This is a genomic window from Brevibacterium sp. FAM 27836 (genome assembly GCF_051351055.1).
Lineage (GTDB): Bacteria > Actinomycetota > Actinomycetes > Actinomycetales > Brevibacteriaceae > Brevibacterium.
The window spans coordinates 3962853-3982432 of sequence record NZ_CP195711.1 but is presented as its reverse complement, the minus strand read 5'-3'; the positions used below and the strand labels follow the sequence as shown (position 1 = coordinate 3982432).

At 64.7% G+C, this 19580-nt stretch carries 17 protein-coding genes; 7 read left to right on the top strand and 10 right to left on the bottom strand.

All coding sequences use genetic code 11. The features are described from left to right. Positions 1 to 105 precede the first annotated feature (105 nt). The 5 genes from ACSE4D_RS17780 to ctaE form a co-directional block, all read right to left on the bottom strand. Entirely contained in the window at positions 106 to 576 is a 471-nt protein-coding gene (locus ACSE4D_RS17780; RefSeq protein ID WP_425119425.1) for a hypothetical protein, read from the bottom strand. Positions 577 to 778: 202 nt separating this feature from the next. Continuing rightward, positions 779 to 2404 (bottom strand): cytochrome bc1 complex cytochrome b subunit, encoded by a 1626-nt coding sequence (gene qcrB, locus ACSE4D_RS17775; protein WP_135540800.1) that lies wholly within the window; start codon positions 2402 to 2404, stop codon positions 779 to 781. Then, positions 2401 to 3444 carry a cytochrome bc1 complex Rieske iron-sulfur subunit gene (gene qcrA / locus ACSE4D_RS17770; protein WP_426936287.1) on the bottom strand — a complete coding sequence of 348 codons (1044 nt, stop codon included), beginning with the start codon at positions 3442 to 3444 and terminating at the stop codon, positions 2401 to 2403. The genes qcrB and qcrA overlap by 4 nt, the downstream gene beginning before the upstream one ends. A 49-nt stretch (positions 3445 to 3493) precedes the next feature. Continuing rightward, entirely contained in the window at positions 3494 to 4279 is a 786-nt protein-coding gene (qcrC, locus tag ACSE4D_RS17765; protein WP_135540804.1) for a cytochrome bc1 complex diheme cytochrome c subunit, read from the bottom strand. A 57-nt stretch (positions 4280 to 4336) separates the two neighbouring features. Next, positions 4337 to 4975 (bottom strand): aa3-type cytochrome oxidase subunit III, encoded by a 639-nt coding sequence (gene ctaE / locus ACSE4D_RS17760; RefSeq protein WP_436326336.1) that lies wholly within the window; start codon positions 4973 to 4975, stop codon positions 4337 to 4339. Positions 4976 to 5190: 215 nt separating this feature from the next. Between ctaE and trpD the strand changes: the two genes are divergently transcribed. Beyond that, positions 5191 to 6312 (top strand): anthranilate phosphoribosyltransferase, encoded by a 1122-nt coding sequence (gene trpD / locus ACSE4D_RS17755; RefSeq protein ID WP_436326335.1) that lies wholly within the window; start codon positions 5191 to 5193, stop codon positions 6310 to 6312. Here trpD and ACSE4D_RS17750 read toward each other — a convergent pair. The 3 genes from ACSE4D_RS17750 to ACSE4D_RS17740 form a co-directional block, all read right to left on the bottom strand. Beyond that, a complete protein-coding gene (locus ACSE4D_RS17750) occupies positions 6280 to 8037 on the bottom strand; it encodes a DEDD exonuclease domain-containing protein (protein WP_135540808.1) in 1758 nt (585 codons plus the stop codon). The two genes, trpD and ACSE4D_RS17750, sit on opposite strands and share 33 nt — an antisense overlap. A gap of 74 nt (positions 8038 to 8111) precedes the next feature. Further along, on the bottom strand, positions 8112 to 8564 hold the full coding sequence (locus ACSE4D_RS17745) for a hypothetical protein (protein ID WP_135541117.1): 453 nt from the start codon (positions 8562 to 8564) through the stop codon (positions 8112 to 8114). A 28-nt stretch (positions 8565 to 8592) separates the two neighbouring features. After that, positions 8593 to 9384 (bottom strand): alpha/beta hydrolase, encoded by a 792-nt coding sequence (locus ACSE4D_RS17740; protein ID WP_135540810.1) that lies wholly within the window; start codon positions 9382 to 9384, stop codon positions 8593 to 8595. 105 nt (positions 9385 to 9489) lie between these two features. On the opposite strand from ACSE4D_RS17740, the gene ACSE4D_RS17735 reads away from it, so the two are divergent. Together ACSE4D_RS17735 and ACSE4D_RS17730 are read left to right on the top strand one after the other, a co-directional pair. Then, positions 9490 to 10323, top strand: a complete 834-nt coding sequence (locus tag ACSE4D_RS17735) for a lysophospholipid acyltransferase family protein (protein WP_135540812.1) — start codon at positions 9490 to 9492, stop codon at positions 10321 to 10323. Between the two features lie 227 nt (positions 10324 to 10550). Then, entirely contained in the window at positions 10551 to 11132 is a 582-nt protein-coding gene (locus ACSE4D_RS17730) for a MerR family transcriptional regulator (RefSeq protein WP_135540813.1), read from the top strand. A gap of 212 nt (positions 11133 to 11344) precedes the next feature. Here the strand turns inward: ACSE4D_RS17730 and ACSE4D_RS17725 are convergent, their stop codons facing one another. Continuing rightward, positions 11345 to 12187, bottom strand: coding sequence for a ParA family protein (locus tag ACSE4D_RS17725; protein WP_135540815.1), 843 nt, complete (start codon positions 12185 to 12187; stop codon positions 11345 to 11347). Between the two features lie 176 nt (positions 12188 to 12363). Between ACSE4D_RS17725 and ACSE4D_RS17720 the strand changes: the two genes are divergently transcribed. From ACSE4D_RS17720 to ACSE4D_RS17710, 3 genes are all read left to right on the top strand, one after another. Continuing rightward, positions 12364 to 15765: a pyruvate carboxylase gene (locus ACSE4D_RS17720; RefSeq protein ID WP_135540817.1), complete on the top strand. Its 3402-nt coding sequence runs from the start codon at positions 12364 to 12366 to the stop codon at positions 15763 to 15765. Beyond that, on the top strand, positions 15758 to 16264 hold the full coding sequence (locus ACSE4D_RS17715; RefSeq protein ID WP_135540819.1) for a peptide deformylase: 507 nt from the start codon (positions 15758 to 15760) through the stop codon (positions 16262 to 16264). The genes ACSE4D_RS17720 and ACSE4D_RS17715 overlap by 8 nt, the downstream gene beginning before the upstream one ends. Before the next feature lie 70 nt (positions 16265 to 16334). Next, positions 16335 to 17189 carry a 3-hydroxybutyryl-CoA dehydrogenase gene (locus tag ACSE4D_RS17710; RefSeq protein WP_135540821.1) on the top strand — a complete coding sequence of 285 codons (855 nt, stop codon included), beginning with the start codon at positions 16335 to 16337 and terminating at the stop codon, positions 17187 to 17189. Between the two features lie 166 nt (positions 17190 to 17355). Here the strand turns inward: ACSE4D_RS17710 and ACSE4D_RS17705 are convergent, their stop codons facing one another. After that, complete coding sequence (locus ACSE4D_RS17705) at positions 17356 to 18615, bottom strand: aminotransferase class I/II-fold pyridoxal phosphate-dependent enzyme (RefSeq protein ID WP_135540823.1); 1260 nt, start codon at positions 18613 to 18615, stop codon at positions 17356 to 17358. A gap of 154 nt (positions 18616 to 18769) precedes the next feature. Here ACSE4D_RS17705 and ACSE4D_RS17700 point away from each other — a divergent pair, with 154 nt between their 5' ends. Next, positions 18770 to 19504: a class I SAM-dependent methyltransferase gene (locus ACSE4D_RS17700; RefSeq protein ID WP_135540824.1), complete on the top strand. Its 735-nt coding sequence runs from the start codon at positions 18770 to 18772 to the stop codon at positions 19502 to 19504. Positions 19505 to 19580 lie beyond the last annotated feature (76 nt).

Here is a 19580-nt window from a genome sequence, read left to right as displayed (position 1 = left end):
GTGTCTGACAATCCCTGACCCACACTTTCGACGATAACCTGCCCGTAATCTCCGAGCTCGGAGCGCCACGTGAAAGTCTGTCAATCGTCGAGGACGGGCCCTTAACTACTTTGACGCTCTTCGTGAACGCCAGAGATGGAATACGGATCCGACGATCAATGCAGCAATATAGAAGAGAGACGAATGGATCAGCTGGACGCTGACCACGAGCGTGGTCGGGGAATCGCTTCCGGCTGCCCCGAACGTGAAAGCGTAGAGCGCTGAAAACCCCACAGCGACCGCTCCGATGAGCGCGAGCCAACCGAACGCAAGCAGTTCGCTGACGCTTTGACGAGAGCGAACTGCGACCAAACCCAGAACACACAGCGCAATCGCTGCGGCCATGAGGTAGATCGCTCCGAACCAGCCCATGACTGTCGCATAGGCAGGCATCCCGACTGCCGATACAAGGACCAGCACGGCAAAACTGACCAGCAGTACAACACCTTCGGTTCGAACGTAGTCCCAGTATCTCCCACGAATCAACGGCGAAGACGATGTGCTTCCGCTCTCCACGCTGCTGGTTGACACCTCCATTGCTCCTCCTGACACCTCGCACTTCAGAGTGTATGCGAAGTCCTGCCATATGGTCAGCAGGAGCATCACGCTGCCGGCGAAGCCGACGAGATGTGTGCTTCGTACTCGATCGGTGCCGATCGACTGGCGGGCGAGTGTGAATGAGCCGAGGGGCCCAGCAATGTGAATTGCTGGGCCCCTCGGCTATCGTGAACCTGACCGGTCAGTGGCCGAGCTGGTTGTTGCTCGAACCCTCGACCGAGTCGTGGCTGTGGTGAGAAGCTTCGAGTTCCTGCTTCGTCACCGGTGCCACGCGATCTTCGAAGAAGAATCGCGACAGACGTGCACGCAGCTTCTCCATACCCGTCACCTTGCCCTCGGCATTCGGCTGGGCCGGAATGTACTCCGGCGACTCGAATGCGGTGATCTTCCACAGCTTGTGCGGGGGAAGAGCCTCGTGGCGTTCGAGGAATTCACCGTGGGGGAGACGGATGATGTGTGCGGTCTCGCGACCGTGCAATGCGATCTCGCGGTCCTTGCGCTGGAGTGCGATGCACATGCGCTTCGTGATGATATATCCGATGATCGGTCCGAAGAAGAACAGGAATCGGAAGATATAGATCATATCGTTGAGCGACATCTGGAAGAACACCGCGACGATATCGCCCGAAGCGGCCGCCCACATGTTGCAGTAGAAGATGATTCCTGCAACACCGATTGCGGTACGAGTCGGATTGTTGCGCGGGCGATCGAGGATGTGGTGTTCCCGATGGTCCTTCATCAGCCACGCTTCGAAGAACGGGTAGATGAACATCACCGCGAAGAGACCGCCCATGACGATGACAGCACTGTTGATGTTGAACGAGATCGGCCATCCGAAGATATAGAACTCGAACCAGCCCGGAACGATGCGCAGGAATCCGTCCGCCCAACCGATGTACCAGTCCGGCTGCGTACCGGCAGACACCGGCGACGGGTCGTAAGGACCGTAGTTCCAGATCGGGTTGATCGTGAACAGTGCCGAGATCAGAGAGAGGAGACCGAAGATGAGGAAGAAGAATCCTCCGCCCTTGGCCGCGAACGTCGGGAGCACCGGCTCGCCGACCACGTTCTTCTCGGTGTTGCCGGCACCCGGGTACTGGGTGTGCTTGTGCACGACGACGAACATCAGGTGGATGCCGATGAGCGCGATGAGCAGTGCCGGCACGATCATGATGTGCAGGGTGTACAGGCGCGCCACGATGTCGATTCCCGGGAACTCGCCTCCGAAGAGGAAGAACGAGATGTAGGTGCCGACGAGGGGGAGCGACTTGAGGATGCCGTCGATGATTCGCAGACCGTTGCCCGACAGCAGATCATCGGGCAGCGAGTAGCCGGTGAATCCGGCAGCCATGCCCATGATGACCAGCAGGACACCGACGACCCAGTTGAGTTCACGCGGCCGGCGGAATGCACCGGTGAAGAAGACACGGAGCATGTGCACGCTCAGAGCGGCAACGAACAGCAGCGCGCCCCAGTGGTGCATCTGACGGATGAACAGACCGCCGCGGATCTCCAGGGAGATCGCCAGGGTGGAGTTGTAGGCCTCGGAGATCTCGACGCCGCGCAGCGGCAGCCACGGGCCCTCGTAGTGCATCTCGCCCATGGCGGGCTGGAAGAAGAACGTGAGGAACGTTCCGGACAGAACGACGATGATGAAGCTGTAGAGAGCAACCTCGCCGAGCATGAACGACCAGTGCGAAGGGAAGATCTTGCGACCGAACTCGCGCACGAGGGCCGATGCCCCGACGCGGGTTTCGGCGAAGTTCGCCGCCTTCCCGATGGTGGTGGTTGGCTGTGTAGTACTCATGGGTGGTTGATCTCCCAGAACGTAGGTCCGACAGGCTCAGGGAAGTCCGACTGGGCAACCAGGTAGCCTTCGCTGTCCACGGTGATGGGCAGCTGAGGAAGCGGTCGTTTGGCCGGGCCGAAGATGACCTTGCAGTGCTCAGTCACGTCGAAGGTCGACTGGTGGCAGGGGCACAGCAGGTGGTGGGTCTGGTGCTCGTACAGAGCGACCGGGCAGCCGACGTGGGTGCAGATCTTCGAGTACGCGACGATGCCGTCGTGCGACCAGTCCTTGCGATCCGGATCCTCTTTGAGTTCCTTGGGATCGATGCGCATGAGCAGCACGGCTGCCTTGGCCTTCTCGTTGATCGGGTGATCGCTGGCTTCACGGTCGCCGATGCCCGAGGGCAGGACGTGGTAAGCCGAGCCGATCGTGACTTCGTCAGCCTTGATCGGACGTTCGGAATCCATCGAAGGGATGCCGCCCGGGTCACGGATGAGGCGGGTGCCCTTCTCCCACAGCGTGTTGAAGAGTTTGTTGCCGGGCAGCGGTCCCAGATCGCGGAAGACGAGGACCGCGGGCAGGGGAGCGATCGCCAGCGCCGCGATGAGCGTGTTGCGCAGAAGCGGACGACGGGCGATGCCCGACTCTTCCTTGGCCTGGTGGAGGATCTCGAGCGCAACGGCCTGATCCTCGTCGCTGCCGTTGATGTCGTGACGTTCGTCGATGCCCTCATGATCGCTCATGAGGTTCTTGGCCCAGAGCACGGCGCCGAAGCCGATGGAGAACATCGCAACGGCGGCGCCGAGGCCGACGAACATGTTGTGAAGGCGGATGCTCTGCATCGACTCACCGGGGGTGAACAGGAAGTAGGCGACGATGAACCAGATGGTTCCGATCATCGACAGGACGAACCATCCCGCCACCTGTCGCTCGGCGACCTTCTCAGCACGCGGATCCGCGTCGGTCAGTCGCGGCGTGTGCTCGGGCAGGCCTGGGTTCGTGAACCCGTTCAACTCCTCGAGCTGGCTGCCGCCGCCGGAGTGCTCTTTCGAGGTCATTGAATTCCCCGTCTATTCTCGTAATTGATGGTGAACGACACTGTCGGACTCACTTGGACCTGGATGACAGCCACACTGTCAAACCGATGACTGCTGCCAGTCCGAAGAACCAGATGAACAGACCCTCTGCCACTGGCCCCAGGGATCCGAGTTTGAATCCGCCGGGGGAGGGGTTGTCCGAGACTTCCTTGACGTAGGCGATGACATCGCGCTTGTCGTCGGGAGTCAGGTTCGCGTCGTTGAAGATCGGCATGTTCTGCGGTCCGGTCTGCATCGCTTCGTAGAGGTGCTTCTCCGAGACATCGGCGAGGTTCGGCGCATACTTACCGCGAGTCAGTGCACCACCGGAGCCGACCACGTTGTGGCACATGGCGCAGTTGGTGCGGAAAAGGCCACCGCCGGCTGCGGGGTCGCCCTTCGACGCATCGAGGTACTCGTCTTCGGGAACTGCCGGTCCAGGACCGAGCGAAGCAACGTAGGCAGAGAGCTGAGCGGTCTGCTCTTCATCGAACTGCGGTTCCTTGACACGCGCCTGCGGGCCGTTGGCCTGCAACGGCATACGACCGGTGCCGACCTGGAAGTCGACAGCAGCGGCGCCGACACCGATGAGGCCGGGGCCGGCCTTCGAACCTTCGGCGTTGAGTCCGTGGCAGGTAGCGCAGTTGGCCGCGAAGAGTTTCTTGCCTTCTTCGATGTCAGAGGCGCTGGCTGTGTCTGCCTTGGCGCTCGAAGTCTGCGTGAAGAGTGCATAGGCTCCGCCGGTCAGCAGCAGTCCCACGAGAAGCAGCGCGACCAGCGCCATGGGATGTCTGCGGCGATCTGCTAGAAGCTTCACTTGATCGTCCTTTGCTTGAAGTGTTGTGAGTCCTGGGGGCCGAGCATCTCTGGCCGTTTACTGAAGCAGGTAGATGACGCCGAACAGACCGATCCAGACGACATCGACGAAGTGCCAGTAGTAGGACACGCAGATTGCGAATGTGGCCTCGTGATGACCGAACTTCTTCGCTCCGTAGGCACGTCCGATGACGAGGAGGAAGCAGATGAGCCCGATGGTCACGTGAATGCCGTGGAACCCTGTCGTCAAGTAGAAGACGGAACCGTATCCGTCGGAGTTGATCGCGATTCCCTCGCTGACGAGAGTCGCGTACTCCATGACCTGACCGGAGACGAAGATCGCGCCGAGGAGGAAGGTCAGGTAGAACCACTCGACCATTCCCCATTTGGCGATGTTGAACAGGGAACCGGTCCGCCGGGGGCGGAACCGTTCGGCTGCGAACACACCGATCTGGCAGGTGAACGAAGACGACACCAGGATCAACGTGTTGCCGAGAGCGTAGGGGATGTCGAGGATCTGGGTCCTCGCTTCCCATAGCTCCGGAACAACGGACCGGATGGTGAAGTACATGGCGAAGAGCGCGGCAAAGAACATCAGGTCGCTCGCGAGGAACACGATGAAGCCCACCGTGGTCACATTCGGACGATTGACAACCGGATGCGTTGGCGCTGTTTGAGATGCAGTGGCAGTTGACACAACCCCATTATTACCCGTCTCGGGGTGAGTTTTCATCTTTTACCCAGGTTTCGAGAAAGAAATTTCTACACGATGTAGCGAAAAGCCCGATTTGGTGCCGAAGTCTCGATCCGGAAGCTGCTTCTGTCAGCGTGTCGAACTCAGGATAGGATGCCGCAGGTAAGGTCCGTTCCGTGTTCCGGGACGGCGGCAAAGCCTAGTGAGAGTTCAAACGGATGACCGATTCCAAGCCCCTGACCGCCCCGGCAGCGCACGTGTCCGAGGCCCGCAGCGAGGTCGAGGCAGTCCCGCAGAACTGGCCCGATCTGCTCATGGCGCTCATGCACCAACAGGACCTCGAGGGGGATCAGGCCGCTTGGGCGATGGACCAGATCATGTCCGGCAAGACTCCCGATGTGACAATGGCCGCATTCCTTGCCGCACATCACACTAAAGGTGAAACGGTCGAAGAGATCGCCGGTCTGGTCGCCGCGATGATGGACCATGCGGTGCCCCTGCCCGGTCTCGAGGACTCCGTCGACATCGTCGGCACCGGAGGCGACCGCGCGAAGACCGCGAACATCTCCTCGACGGCGGCCATGATCATCTCGGCCGCCGGCCAGCGCGTGGTCAAGCACGGCAACCGCGCGACATCCTCGGCGTCGGGCTCTGCCGATGTCCTCGAAGCACTCGGCGTCCGATTCGACATCACTCCGGAACAGACCGGGCAGATCGCACACGAGGTCGGTCTGGCCTTCTGCTTCGCCAACGTCTTCCATCCCTCGATGCAGTTCATCGCGGCTGTGCGCCGTCAGATCAGCGTTCCCACGGCGTTCAACATCCTCGGCCCGCTGACCAACCCGGCACGTGCTCGTCACACCGCGATCGGAGTTGCTGACGCCCAGATGGCACCGCTCGTCGTCGGGACGCTGGCCAAACGCGGTCACCAGGCCGTGGTGTTCCGTTCCCGCGACGGGCTCGACGAGCTGAGCAACACCGACGTCAACGATGTCTGGGAAGTCCGCCACGGAGAGATCGAACACACGACCTTCGATGCGCTCGACCTGGGCATCGCACGCGCGACGAAAGACGATCTGCGCGGTGGCGGGCCGGAGGAGAACGCGGGCATCACTCGTGCCGTGCTCGCCGGCGAACGGTCCGCGGTCCGTGACATCGTCGCCATCAACGCCGCCGCCGCGCTGGTCGCGGCCGACGAATCGGCGGTCGGCAGTTTCACCGAACGTCTCGCCGCCAAACTCGACACTGCCATCGCCACGATCGACAACGGCGGCGGGGCCGCGAAGCTCGATCAGCTCATCAAGGTCTCACACCGACTGGCCGAGGCGAACCGCTCCTGAGGATCGTGCGTGGCTGGTCGCTCCGCTTCGGGGCAGCGACCAGCCCGCCCCGCCCCGAACGGACGCGGAGAGCAGCTCTGCGGTCTCCAGCCAGCCTGCAAGCAGGCGTGTCTCCTCCGGCAGAGAATCGGTGTCACGGGGCAGCGGTCCCGGCTCGGGCACCCATTCGGCGGTGGACTGCAGAGCTGCTATGGACTCCGACAATCCCTGCCTGCTCGTGACATGACCGGCGTTGGCGAGTCTGCCGTGGCGGATGACGGCGAGGTCCCATCCCGAGTCGAATCCGGGAGCCGCAGCCACAAGCTCCGGGACTGCGCGCAGAGCCGCCACCTCTTCTGCTCGGGACGCGGTTGCCACAGCTGATCGCATGGCATCACGGACCTCTGCTGCCGTCTCGTACCGGGACTCATCGGCCAATCGCCGCATCCGTGCGGCGGCCAAGCGCTGCAGAGACCCCAGATCTCCGTCGAGGAGGTCGCGGAGTTCAGAGATGCTGTCTCGATAGGCCGCAGCATCGGTGATGCCCGCGCACGGTCCTCCGCATTGGCCGACCTGAGCACTCACACAGGGCCGATGCTCACCGAGGTTGCGCTGCGTGACTTTCGCCGTGCACCGCTTGACGGGGTAGAGGGTGTCGAGGAGCTCTTTGACTGCTTGGGCGCTCTTCCGCGACCGGAACGGCCCCAGCGGCGGGGCGGGTGACCGTTCGATCGCCGAATTCGCGCGCACCACCGACAAGCGCCCGAAGAGCTCGTCGCTGAGTACGATCCACGAGTTCCGTTCGGGGTTCTTCGAGCGCCTGTTGTAGGGCGGGGCCAGCTCACCGATGAGCCTGATCTCTCGGACCTCGGCCTCAAGGGCGTGTGCACAGGGCAGGCAGCTGATCTCCTGCGCTGCCGTGATCATCTCGGCCATCCGACCGCGGTTCTCCGAAGCAGTGAAGTATGCGCGCACGCGGCGAGCCATATTGCCGGACTTGCCGATGTAGAGCACGCGGCGGGTCCCATCGAGGAACATATACACTCCCGGCTCGGCCGGCACGCCCTTGGCCAGATGGGATTTCGCCTGCCGCTTGGCCCACCCCGCCTGCCGGACGGTCGAGAGCTCCTCGAGGGTGGTCACTCCGTAACCGCCGAAACGTTCGAACAGGTGATGGAGCAGCTCACCGGTCGCGCGGGCATCGGAGAGCGCACGGTGGTCGGGGGCCACCTCGGTGCCGAAATGCGCGGCCAGGGTCGCAAGCTTGTGGTTGCGCACCTCATCGCGTCCGACGACGCGGCGGGCCAAGGTGACGGTGTCGAGCACCGTGGGTGCCGGCCAGTGGTAGTCGAGCCTCTCGCAGGCCGAGCGGAGGAATCCGATGTCGAAGGGCGCATTGTGGGCGACGAGCACAGCGCCGAGGGAGAACTCGAGGAAGCTGGGCAGCACCGAGCGGATCGAGGGAGCATCGTCGACCATGGCGTGGGTGATTCCGGTGAGCCGGGCGACGAACGGGCTGATCACGGACTGTTCGGGTTTGACCAGTGACTGGAATTCCCCGATGACCTCACCTCCGCGGGTCTTGACCGCACCGATCTCGGTGATCTCCGACTGGCCGGCGCGCGTTCCCGTGGTCTCGAGGTCGACGATGACGAAGGTGACAGCGGACAGGTCAGTGCCGAGGCTGTCGAAGGACAGCTGAGTGTTCTCCAGGGCGGTCGGAGCCCGATCGAATGGGACGGTCATGGTGCCCAGTGTGTCAGGCACAGGTGACACGGGAGGGTCGGACTGTCCCGTCGGGCGAATGCGGACATCGCCGCTCAGACGGAGGAGCCGTCGCCGTCATCGACGGAACGGTGGGAGGGCAGATGGAAGAACAGGCCCACGGCTCCGCCGACTCCGACGGCGAGGCCGATGAGCAGGTACCAGCCGGGCAGCGGGCGGAAGAAGACGACTCCGATGAGCAGGAGCACCACCGCGCTGAGGGCCGCAGCCCAAGAGAGCACGAGCGTGGGCGAGGCAGTGCGCCAACCGATCGGCTCGGCAGGTTCGGGATGCCAGTGCTCGGTGTCGGCGAGCGCCTCACGGACGTCCTCGACGGGCATATCGCCCATCGTCGCCGCCGGTTCGGAGATCTGCTGGATGAGGTCGTCCCACTCTTCATCGCTGATGCGCGAACGGTCATTGCCGATCCGCTCCGGATCGGGAACGTCCTGCCGCCAATCGTCCCGGCCCTCTTCGCCGGAATTCGAAGCGCTGCCCTCGTCGTCCATATCTGTCACAGCAATTCTGCGGTCACGGCTATTCCCCGGCAGTGTCTGACGGGGCCGACTCGGCGGCACCGCTGCGCGCCTTGGCCAGGACCGCCTCGGCGATGGTTCGGGCATCGAAGTCGAGAGTCGCCACGTGACGCGACTGCCGCAGCGCCACGATCCGGGCCGGGTTCGGCAGATCGGACCGCAGGACACGCAGGGTGCGAGGCCCGACGACGTTGTCCTCACCGGAGATCATCGCGGTCACCGGGGACTCGATCTTCCACAGATCCTCGCGGAGAATCTTCAGCGCTCGGTGGAACGAGGCCAAGGGGGCCAGCGGGGTCCGATGGTAGGCGTATTCATCGCGTTCGGGGTGGGCGATGTCCCCGCCGATCGCTGGAATCGTGCGGACCACGTGGCGGAGCACGGGCAGGAGAGGTGCGAAAGGGGAGTCGACGTAGAGTGCCGGATTGACGGCGACGATCTCATCGGGGGCCGCCCCAGCCGTGCCCAGGGCCAATGCCAGAGATCCGCCCATTGACAGACCGGCGACGACCACGCGTTCGTGGTCGGCCTGCAGCCGACTCAGCTCCAGGCGTGCCGCGCCGAGCCAGTCGGACCAGCCGGTGCGAGCCATGTCCTGCCATGTCGTGCCGTGCCCGGGCAGGCAGGGCACAGCGACATCGATGCCCTCGGCCGCGAGCGCGCGGGCGATCGGCACCCAGACCACGGGAGAACCGGTGAGTCCGTGCAGAAAGAGGACCGCGGTCGATGATCCGGCACTGAGACTGCGGTAGGCAGATCTCGGCTCGGACCGCACAGTGAAATCGATCTCCATGCAACCAGCATGGCACGGATGAGATGATCCCGGCATGGCTTTTCACAGTTGGTGACGATATATGATTGCCGAGGACGACAAAGGGTCGTACATGGAAGGGTGCGCGTGTTCTACTGGTTTCTCAAGCGAGTCCTCGCTGGACCCATCCTGCGGATCCTGTTCCGTCCATGGGTGCGCGGCCTGGACAATCTTCCGGCGGACGGCCCAGCGATCATCGCGGGAAACCACAACCACTTCATGGATTCGATCTTCGTCCCGCTGCTCGCACCGCGGCCCGTCGTCTACCTGGCGAAGAAGGACTACTTCACCGGGCGCGGCATCAAAGGGGCTGTGACCCGATGGTTCTTCAAACTCAACAATCAGCTGCCCATGGACCGCGGCGGCGGCTCAGGGTCCCAGGCCTCACTCGAATCGGGGCTGAAGGTCCTGGGAGAAGGCAACTCCCTGGGCATCTACCCGGAGGGAACGCGCTCACCTGACGGCAAGCTCTACCGGGGCCGGACCGGAATCGCCCGGCTGGTCCTCGAATCGGGAGCACCGGTGATCCCGGTGGCGATCATCGGCACGGACAAACTCCAACCTGCCGGTCGCCTCGTGCCGAAGCTGCGCCGAGTGGGAGTCGTCTTCGGAACTCCCATGGACTTCTCGAAGTACTCGAGCCTGCCCACCGACCGTTTCCTCCTGCGTTCGGTGACCGACGAGATCATGTACGAGATCATGCGGCTGTCGGGCCAGGAATACGTCGACACCTACGCCTCGACCGTCAAGACCAAGCTGCTGACGAGTGCGAAGCCGAAGAAGGCTGAGTCGGCGAAGGACACGGCGAAGAAGTCCGGCTCCGGCAGAAAGGCCGATTCGCCGAAGAAGGCCAAGGACTCCGACCGGACGTCATCCGATCCGGACAGCCAGCCGGAGGGCCGCTCTGACGCGGCCGAATGAGCTGTCGGTTCCGGCCCCATGGCGGCTGGATGACATGTTCGAATACTGCGATAACGGCGACACGCAGAAATTGTTACCTTGGGGTGTTTGTCCAGACCGGCCCGGCAGAATAGCTTGGAGTTGTTGAATCCCACTGTAGGTTCGCTGGGAAGAGGGCTAGAATGACTATGTTCTCGGTCCTTCCAAGCGACCTTCGCTTCCCCCAGGGACTTTAAGGAGGAGTCGGTGTGAACCGCTCAAGTCACGAAAGCGTCGACATGACGCCGATGCCGTCAGCGGCCCAAGGGCTGCTGTTCGATGATGATCTGCCCGTTCTCGACGAAGAGGCCGGCTACCGCGGTCCCACCGTCTGCAAGGTCGTCGGCATCAGCTACCGTCGTCTCGACTACTGGGCGCGCACCGACCTGGTGACCCCGTCGATCCGCAATGCCACCGGGTCCGGCAGCCAGCGGCTCTACAGCTTCCGCGACATCCTCGTCCTCAAGATCGTCAAACGGCTCCTCGACACCGGCGTCGGGCTGCAGTCGATCCGCACCGCGGTCGAGCACCTGCGTTCCCGCGGCGTCGAAGATCTCTCTCAGATCACGCTGATGTCCGACGGCGCCAGCGTCTTCGAATGCACCTCACCCGACGAAGTCGTCGACCTCCTCCAGGGAGGACAGGGCGTGTTCGGAATCGCCGTCGGTCGGGTCTGGAACGAAGTCGAAGGCACGTTGTCAGAGCTGCCGAGCGAGCGCATCCCCGAAGACGATGCGGCCATCGAAGCGATGGACGAGCTCGCGGCCCGTCGCGCCCGTAAGAGCGGCTGACCTCCGCAGCGCTCCACTGCACCTGATTCGCCGAGGCGGTCCATCCGGAAAGGATGGGCCGCCTTAGTCGTTCACCGCCGGCCCGGTGTGTGGCCGCGGCATGTCACCTGAAGTGCTGCGCAGATACAGAAGTGAGTGCTTGGCAGATACAGAAGTGCCGCCCGAACGGAAGCTCGGGCGGCACTTCTGAGATCTCTGATCTGGGGGAGTGGCTACTTCTTCTCCGACGCCGTCCTGGTCGGCTTCGCATCGCCTCCGCGGCGTCCCCGGATGTTCTCCGAACGCAGTGCTCGTTCGAGAAGGGCATCGAAGGAGCCGGCGACCTCTTCTGCGGGCTTGCCGGGCCAGGAGTGGATCGGACGCGCCGAACCCTGGGCCTGCTGCATGACGGCACGTTCGGCCAGCGGCGGGTTGAGAACGAGGGGACCGAACATCTCACGCATCTCTTGGATGCGGTAGTCGTGTTCGGTCGAACCGGCCCGAACGCGGTTGACGACGAGGCCGAGAGGCTGCAGATCGCTGGCGCCGCGCTGGCGCAGCTCGTCCGTGGCGCGCAGGGCTCGATCGGCGGCCGCCACGGAGAACAGGCTCGGCTCGGTGACGACGGCAACCCGGTTGCTCGCCGTCCAGGCCGTCCGGGTCAGCCCGTTGAGGCTCGGCGGGCAGTCGATGAGGACGAGCCGGTAGCCTTTGGCAATCCGTGCCAGGGCATCCTCGAGGCGACGCAGGTAGCGTTCGGACAAGGACGGGCGATCGAACTCCGCGGCCCGAGGCGAACCGGAGATCACATCGAGATGACCGAGCCTGTCACCGACCCACCCCGAGGGGATGATGGCCTCGGACAGGATCTTCTGGGACTTCGGGGCAGCGAGGACGTCGGCGATGTCGACGCGCGTCGAGGTCGGCACATCGAGCCCCGTCGACGAGTCCGCTTGCGGATCCATGTCGACGACCAAGGTCGGAATTCCCCTGTTGTAGGCCGCCGAAGCTAGACCGAGCGTCACGGACGTCTTACCGACTCCGCCTTTGAGGCTGCTGATACTGAGGACAAGCACTCTCCTACGGTAACGTATCGGGGCCTGCGGGGCTGAGCCGACCACGCCGAGACTCACGTCTCAGTCCGAAGTCGACCCCCGCCCGCGAAGGTGTCTCAGGTCACTGAGTAGAGTATGTTCCCGACAGCTTGTCGACCAGTCGCCCAGTGCGGCCGTTACAGAAGTGAGAGACACCTATGTTCTCTAAAGTTCTCGTGGCCAACCGCGGAGAGATCGCCGTTCGTGCGTTCCGTGCCGCTTATGAGCTCGGAGCCTCCACCGTCGCGGTCTTCCCGTATGAGGACCGCAATTCCGAGCACCGAATGAAGGCCGACGAAGCCTACATGATCGGTGAGGAGGGCCATCCCGTCCGCGCCTACCTCAGCATCGAAGAGATGCTGCGGGTGGCCAAGGAGAGCGGTGCCGACGCCATCTACCCCGGTTACGGCTTCCTCTCGGAGAACCCCGACCTGGCGCGCGCCTGCGCCGAGGCGGGAATCACCTTCATCGGCCCGCAGGCCGATGTCCTCGAACTCGCCGGAAACAAGGTCCAGGCCCTGGCCGCAGCCCGCAACGCCGGGATTCCCGTGCTCGACTCGACACGTCCCTCGGCCGATATCGCGCAGCTGCTCGCCGATGCCGAATCGATGGAGTACCCCCTCTTCGTCAAGGCCGTCGCCGGCGGCGGCGGTCGCGGCATGCGCCGTGTCGCCGACCCGACCGACCTCGAAGATGCTCTCAAGGCCGCCATGCGTGAGGCCGAAGGCGCCTTCGGCGACCCGACGGTGTTCATCGAGCAGGCCGTGCAGCGTCCGCGCCACATCGAGGTCCAGGTGCTGGCCGACAACGACTCGAACGCCATCCACCTGTTCGAACGTGACTGCTCGGTCCAGCGTCGTCACCAGAAGGTCGTCGAAATCGCACCGGCACCGAACCTCGATCCCGCGATCGCGGCCGAGCTGCACGCCGATGCCCTGAAGTTCGCGAAGGCACTGGGCTACCAGAACGCGGGAACCGTCGAGTTCCTGCTCGAAACCGACGGCCCGCGCGCCGGCAAACACGTGTTCATCGAAATGAACCCGCGCATCCAGGTCGAGCACACGGTGACCGAAGAGATCACCGACATCGACCTCGTCGCCTCGCAGATGCGCGTCGCCGCCGGTGCCACCCTCGACGAGATCGGCCTGCACCAGGAGGACATGCGCATCAAGGGCGCCGCCCTGCAGTGCCGGATCACCACCGAGGATCCCGCGAACTCCTTCCGGCCCGACACCGGCACGATCACCGCCTACCGGTCCGCCGGCGGTGCGGGTGTCCGCCTCGACGGTGGCACCGTCCACGCCGGGGCCGCCGTCAGCCCCCACTTCGACTCGATGCTCGTCAAACTCTCCTGCCGCGGGCGTGACTTCCCGCAGGCCGTCGGCCGCGCCAAGCGGGCCCTCGCCGAGTTCCGCATCCGCGGTGTGTCATCGAACATCGGGTTCCTCCAGGCCGTCCTCGACGATCCCTCGTTCGTCGCCGGCGACCTGTCCACCTCGTTCATCGAAGAGCGCCCGCAGCTGCTCGACGCTCGTGTCAGCGCCGACCGCGGTTCGAAGCTGCTCGACTACCTCGCCGACGTCACGGTCAATCGCCCGAACGGCGAGCCCGGGCTGCGCATCCGCCCCGGCGACAAGCTTCCCGACATCGACCTGTCGGCGACTCCCGCACCCGGCAGCCGCGACCGCCTCGCCGAGCTCGGCCCCGAGGGATTCGCCCGCGCCCTGCGTGAGCAGACCGCACTGGCAGTGACCGACACGACGTTCCGCGACGCCCACCAGTCCCTGCTCGCCACCCGTGTGCGCACCCGCGACCTGCTGGCCGTGGCCGGACACGTGTCGCGGATGACCCCTGAGCTGCTGAGCATCGAGGCCTGGGGCGGAGCCACTTATGATGTGGCCCTGCGCTTCCTCGGCGAAGACCCCTGGGAGCGTCTCGAATCTCTGCGTGCGGCGGTGCCCAACATCAACCTCCAGATGCTGCTGCGCGGGCGCAACACCGTCGGCTACACCCCGTACCCGACCGAGGTCACCGACGCCTTCGTCGACGAAGCCGCCCGCACCGGCATCGACATCTTCCGCATCTTCGACGCACTCAACGACGTCGAACAGATGCGTCCGGCGATCGAAGCGGTGCGTGCGACGAATTCCTCGCTCGCCGAGGTGGCCCTGTGCTACACCTCGGACATCCTCGATCCGCGTGAGGAGCTCTACACCCTCGACTACTACCTGCGTCTGGCGGGCCAGATCGTCGAGGCCGGTGCCCACGTGCTCGCGATCAAGGATATGGCCGGACTGCTGCGTCCGGCGGCGGCGGTGAAGCTCGTGACCGCACTGCGCGAGAACTTCGACCTGCCCGTCCACGTCCATACACACGACACCGCGGGCGGACAGCTGGCCACTCTGTACGCGGCAGCCGCTGCCGGCGCCGATGCCGTCGACGCCGCCTCGGCGGCCATGGCCGGCACGACCAGCCAGCCGAGCCTCTCGGCCCTCGTCGCCGGTTTCGAGCACACCGAACGCGACACGGGTATCAGCCTCGACGCCGTCAGCGACCTCGAACCCTACTGGGAGTCCGTGCGCAAACTCTACGCACCCTTCGAGTCCGGTCTCGCCGGACCCACCGGTCGCGTCTACCGCCACGAGATCCCCGGCGGACAGCTGTCGAACCTGCGTCAGCAGGCCGTCGCCCTCGGTCTGGGGGAGCGGTTCGAAGACATCGAGCACATGTACGCTGCCGCCGATTCGATCCTCGGCCACCTCGTCAAGGTCACCCCCTCGTCGAAGGTCGTCGGCGACCTCGCGCTCCACCTCGTCGGAGCCGGTGTCTCACCGGAGGAGTTCGCGGAGAACCCGGATAAATTCGACATCCCGGACTCGGTCATCGGCTTCCTGAGCGGCGACCTCGGTGACCCTCCGGGCGGATGGCCCGAGCCGTTCCGGACCAAGGCCCTGGCCGGACGCTCGCCCAAACCGCTGACCGAACACCTCGAACCCGAGGACGCGGCCGCACTGGAGACCCCGGGCCGGGAGCGCAAGGACAAGCTCAACGAGCTTCTGTTCCCCGGACCGACGAAGGAATTCGAGTCGATGCGCTCGAACTACGGAGACCTCTCCGTGGTCGAGACCTCCGAATACCTCTACGGCCTCACCGCCGGAGAGGAACACGCGGTCGAACTGTCCAAGGGCAAGAACCTGCTCATCGGAGTCCAAGCCGTCGGCGGCACCGACGAACGCGGCATGCGTTCGGTGATGTTCACCCTCAACGGACAGCTGCGCCCGCTGCAGGTGCGCGACCGCTCCGTCGAGAGCGAAGTCAAGACCGCAGAGAAGGCCGATCCGAACAACCGCGGCCATGTCGGCAGTCCCTTCGCCGGCGTCGTGACCATGCAGGTCCATGAGGGGGACAGGGTCGCGGCCGGCGACACCGTCGCCACGATCGAAGCGATGAAGATGGAAGCGACGATCACCACGCAGACGGCCGGCACCGTGTCCCGGGTGGCCATCTCCGATGTCCAGCAGCTCGAAGGCGGCGACCTCGTCGTGGTGATCGATGCCTGAGCGCGATATCCGGCTGTGGGGCGATCCCGTCCTCCGCAGCCGCTGCGAAGCGGTGACGGTCTTCGACGACAGCGTCGAAGCTCTCGCGGTCGACCTCGTCGACACGGCACGGCCGGAGGGCCGTGCCGCCGTCGCGGCCCCACAGATCGGTGTGGGGCTGCGCGCCTTCGGCTACGACCTCGACGGACGCACCGGTTATGTCATCAACCCGGAGATCGTCGAAGTCGGGGGAGAGCTGCGCGACATCGAAGAGGGCTGCCTGTCGGTCCCCGGACTGTTCTTCCCCACCCCACGCTACGAATTCGCCAGAGTGCGCGGGGTGGATGCGCAGAACCGTCCGGTCGAGATCGAGGGCCGCGAGGTGTTCGCCCAGATGCTCCAGCACGAAGTCGGCCACCTCGACGGCCAGGTCTACATCCAGACCCTGCCCACCGAGCGCCGCCGCGAGGCGATGAAGGCGATCCGGTCGGCCGATTGGTTCCTCAGCCGCAACGCCTGATCGACGCATCGTCCCGACCGCACCTCGAACGGTCCCCGATCATCAACTATGAACAAAGAAGGAGACGCCAGTGAATATTCAGCGCACAGCAGTCATCGGCAGCGGGCTCATGGGAGCAGGTATCGCCGAGGTGCTCGCGAAGTCCGGGCTCGACGTGATCGTCCGTGAGATCAACGAAGAGGCGTCCGCCGCAGGACGCGCCCGGATCGAGAAGTCGCTCGGCCGTGCCGTGGAGAAGGGCAAGCTCGACGAGAAGGCCCGAGACGAAGCCCTGGGCCGTCTGCGGTTCACCACTGACATCGCCGAACTCGCCGATCGTCAGCTCGTCATCGAAGCCGCCAGCGAGAACGAGGAGATCAAGAAGTCGATCTTCGCCGAACTCGATGGAGTCGTCACCGACCCCGAGGCGATTCTCGCCTCGAACACATCCTCGATGCCGATCGTCCGCTTCGCCCAGTCGACCGCGCGTCCCGAACGCGTGCTCGGTGTGCACTTCTTCAACCCGGCTCCCGTGCAGCCGCTGGTTGAGATCGTGTCCTCCGTGCTCACCGCCGATGATGTCCGTGACACCGTGACCTCGTTCGTCGCCGATGTGCTCGGGAAGAACCCGATCCAGGCCGAGGACCGTCCCGGCTTCATCGTCAACGCGCTGCTCATCCCGTACCTCTTGGGCGCCATCCGGATGCTCGAGTCCGGGTTCGCGACGAAGGAGGACATCGACGCGGGGATGGTCGGCGGCTGCGCCCACCCGATGGGTCCGATCAAGCTCACCGACCTCGTCGGGCTCGATACGTGCCTGTACGCGGCGCAGAGCATCTTCGAAGAGACCGGTGACCCGGCGGCGAAGCCGCCCGTGCTGCTCTCACGCATGGTCGACGCCGGTCTGCTCGGTGTGAAGTCCGGACGCGGCTTCTACGAATACTGAGCCTGCGCGGCCGTGGAGGCGCCTGCACCGAGCTTCTCGGTTCGGGCCTCGCGCACAGAGACTCGCACACAGAGAAGGAGGGCCGCTGCGAACCGATGGGTTCGCAGCGGCCCTCCTCTCTGCTCGTCCGAGCCCGTGGTGTGCGTCGGACTCCGATCGAATGGGCTCAGCCGACCTTGAGCTTCTCGAAACTCGCCAGGCGCACGCAGGCGACGAGACCCTGGGCGGCGAGCTCCACCTCCTCGAGGGTCGGCATCGTCGGGGCGATGCGGATGATGCTGTTGCTCGGATCCAGCCCATAGGGGTGGGTGGCCCCGGCCGGAGTCAGCTTCACTCCGGCCTCGGCGGCGAGCTTGACGACCCGGTCGGCGATGCCGTCCATCGTCGTCAGCGTGATGAAGTACCCGCCCTCGGGGGAGGTCCACCGAGCGAGGTCATCGGGTCCGAGCCCGTCTCCGAGGGCCTTGAGCACGGCGTCGAACTTCGGTGCGATGATCTCAGCGTGTCTGCGCATATGCGCCTCGACACCGGCGGAGTCGGTGAAGAAGCGGACGTGGCGTAGCTGGTTGATCTTGTCCGGGCCGATCGCGACCTTGCCGAGGTTCGCGGTCATCCAGCCGACGGTGGCGGGTCCTCCGCCGAAGAACGAGACACCGGCACCGGCATGGGTGACCTTCGAGGTGGAGGCGAAGATCCACGCACGTTCGGGGTGTCCGGTCTCGGCGCACAGGCTGAGGATGTCGACGTTGTCCGGATGGTCCTCCCGCAGATGGTGCAGCGCATAGGCGTTGTCCCACAGCAGCGCGAAATCCGGGGCAGCGGCCGGCATCTGCGCCAGCTCGCGGGCGCGTTTGTCCGTGATGGTGATTCCGGTGGGGTTCGAATACATCGGCACCACCCACATCCCCTTGACTGCGGGGTCCTCGGCCAGACGCTGTGCCTCGGCGAGGTCAGGACCCTCATCGTCCATGGGAATCGACAGCAGCTCGAATCCGAGTGATTCGGCCAGCGTGAAGTGCCGGTCATAGCCGGGCACGGGACACAGCAGCTTATGCGGTCCCTGACCCCATGGACGATCGTCGACGGCGGTTCCGTGCAGGAGCGCGAACGTCAGGGCCTGGGTCATGAACGTCAGCGAGGCATTGCCGCCGGCCAGCAGCTGAGCGGCCGGGACTTTGAGCAGCGGTGCGAAGATCTCGCGCAGTTCGATGAGCCCCTCCGCGCCGCCGTAGTTGCGGGTGTCGACCCCGCTGGGCGTGAACACATCGTCACCGGAGACCATGGTGAGCAGATCGGCTGCGAGATCGAGCTGTGCGGGAGCGGGCTTGCCGCGGGTGATGTCGAGCTTGAGTCCACGGGAAGCGAATTCCTCGTACGCGGCGGACGCCTCATCGAGGCGTGATTGCAGATCGGACGGTGAGGACATGAGGGCTCCTTCGAGCTGGGATCGGGCCGGTGCCTCCATCCTAACGACCCCGCCCGGCGCGGTGGACTATCGACCCAGTTCTGAGCGGCAAGGATAGAGTTGTGCACAGCGGTGACGTCGAGCGCCGAAACCGATGAGTCGAAAGGCGGACACGATGGTGCGACCACGGGCGCGGGCCTCACACGGGCGCGGTTTCGGTGCCCAGGCCGAGATCTACGAGGAGGTCCGTCCCGGCTATCCCGGGTCCGCTGTCGATCTCGCCCTCACCGGCCGGACACACGGCTGGGCCGGTCTGCGGGTGTGCGATCTCGGCGCGGGAACGGGAATTCTCAGCCGAGAGCTGCTCGAACGCGGAAGCGAGGTCACTGCCGTCGACCCCGACACGGTGGCACTCGAGAGCAATCGAGCACCCAGTCGGGTCGGTACGGCCGAAGCGACGGGACTGGAAGCAGGCAGCGTCGACCTCGTCACCGTCGCGCAGGCCTGGCATTGGTTCGACGAGGCGGCCGCGGCCGCCGAGATCGCTCGGATCCTCGTGCCCGGCGGCAGGCTGCTCATCCTCATCAACCAGCTCGACGTGCGCGTCGACTGGGTGCTTCGTCTGAGCCGGATCATGCATGCCGGTGACGTCTACCGTCCGCAGTATCGTCCGCAGCCGGGTGCTGGGCTCGAACTCATCGCCGATCGGCTCGTCGAGTTCACGACCCCACTCGACGTCGACGGCATCGTCGACCTCGCTCGCACCCGCTCCTATTGGCTGCGATCGAACGAAGCGACCCGCACCCGGGTGGAGACGAATCTGCGCGGATACTTCCGCGACGAACATCCGGTCTCAGGCACCGTGGATGTCCCGTACATGTGTCTGGCCTACCTGCTCGAGCTGTCATGAGCGCGGTGCTGTCTGGAAGGGCAGGAGTGTCCGACAACGACGAACGGCGGGCCGCACCCGAGGTGCGGCCCGCCGT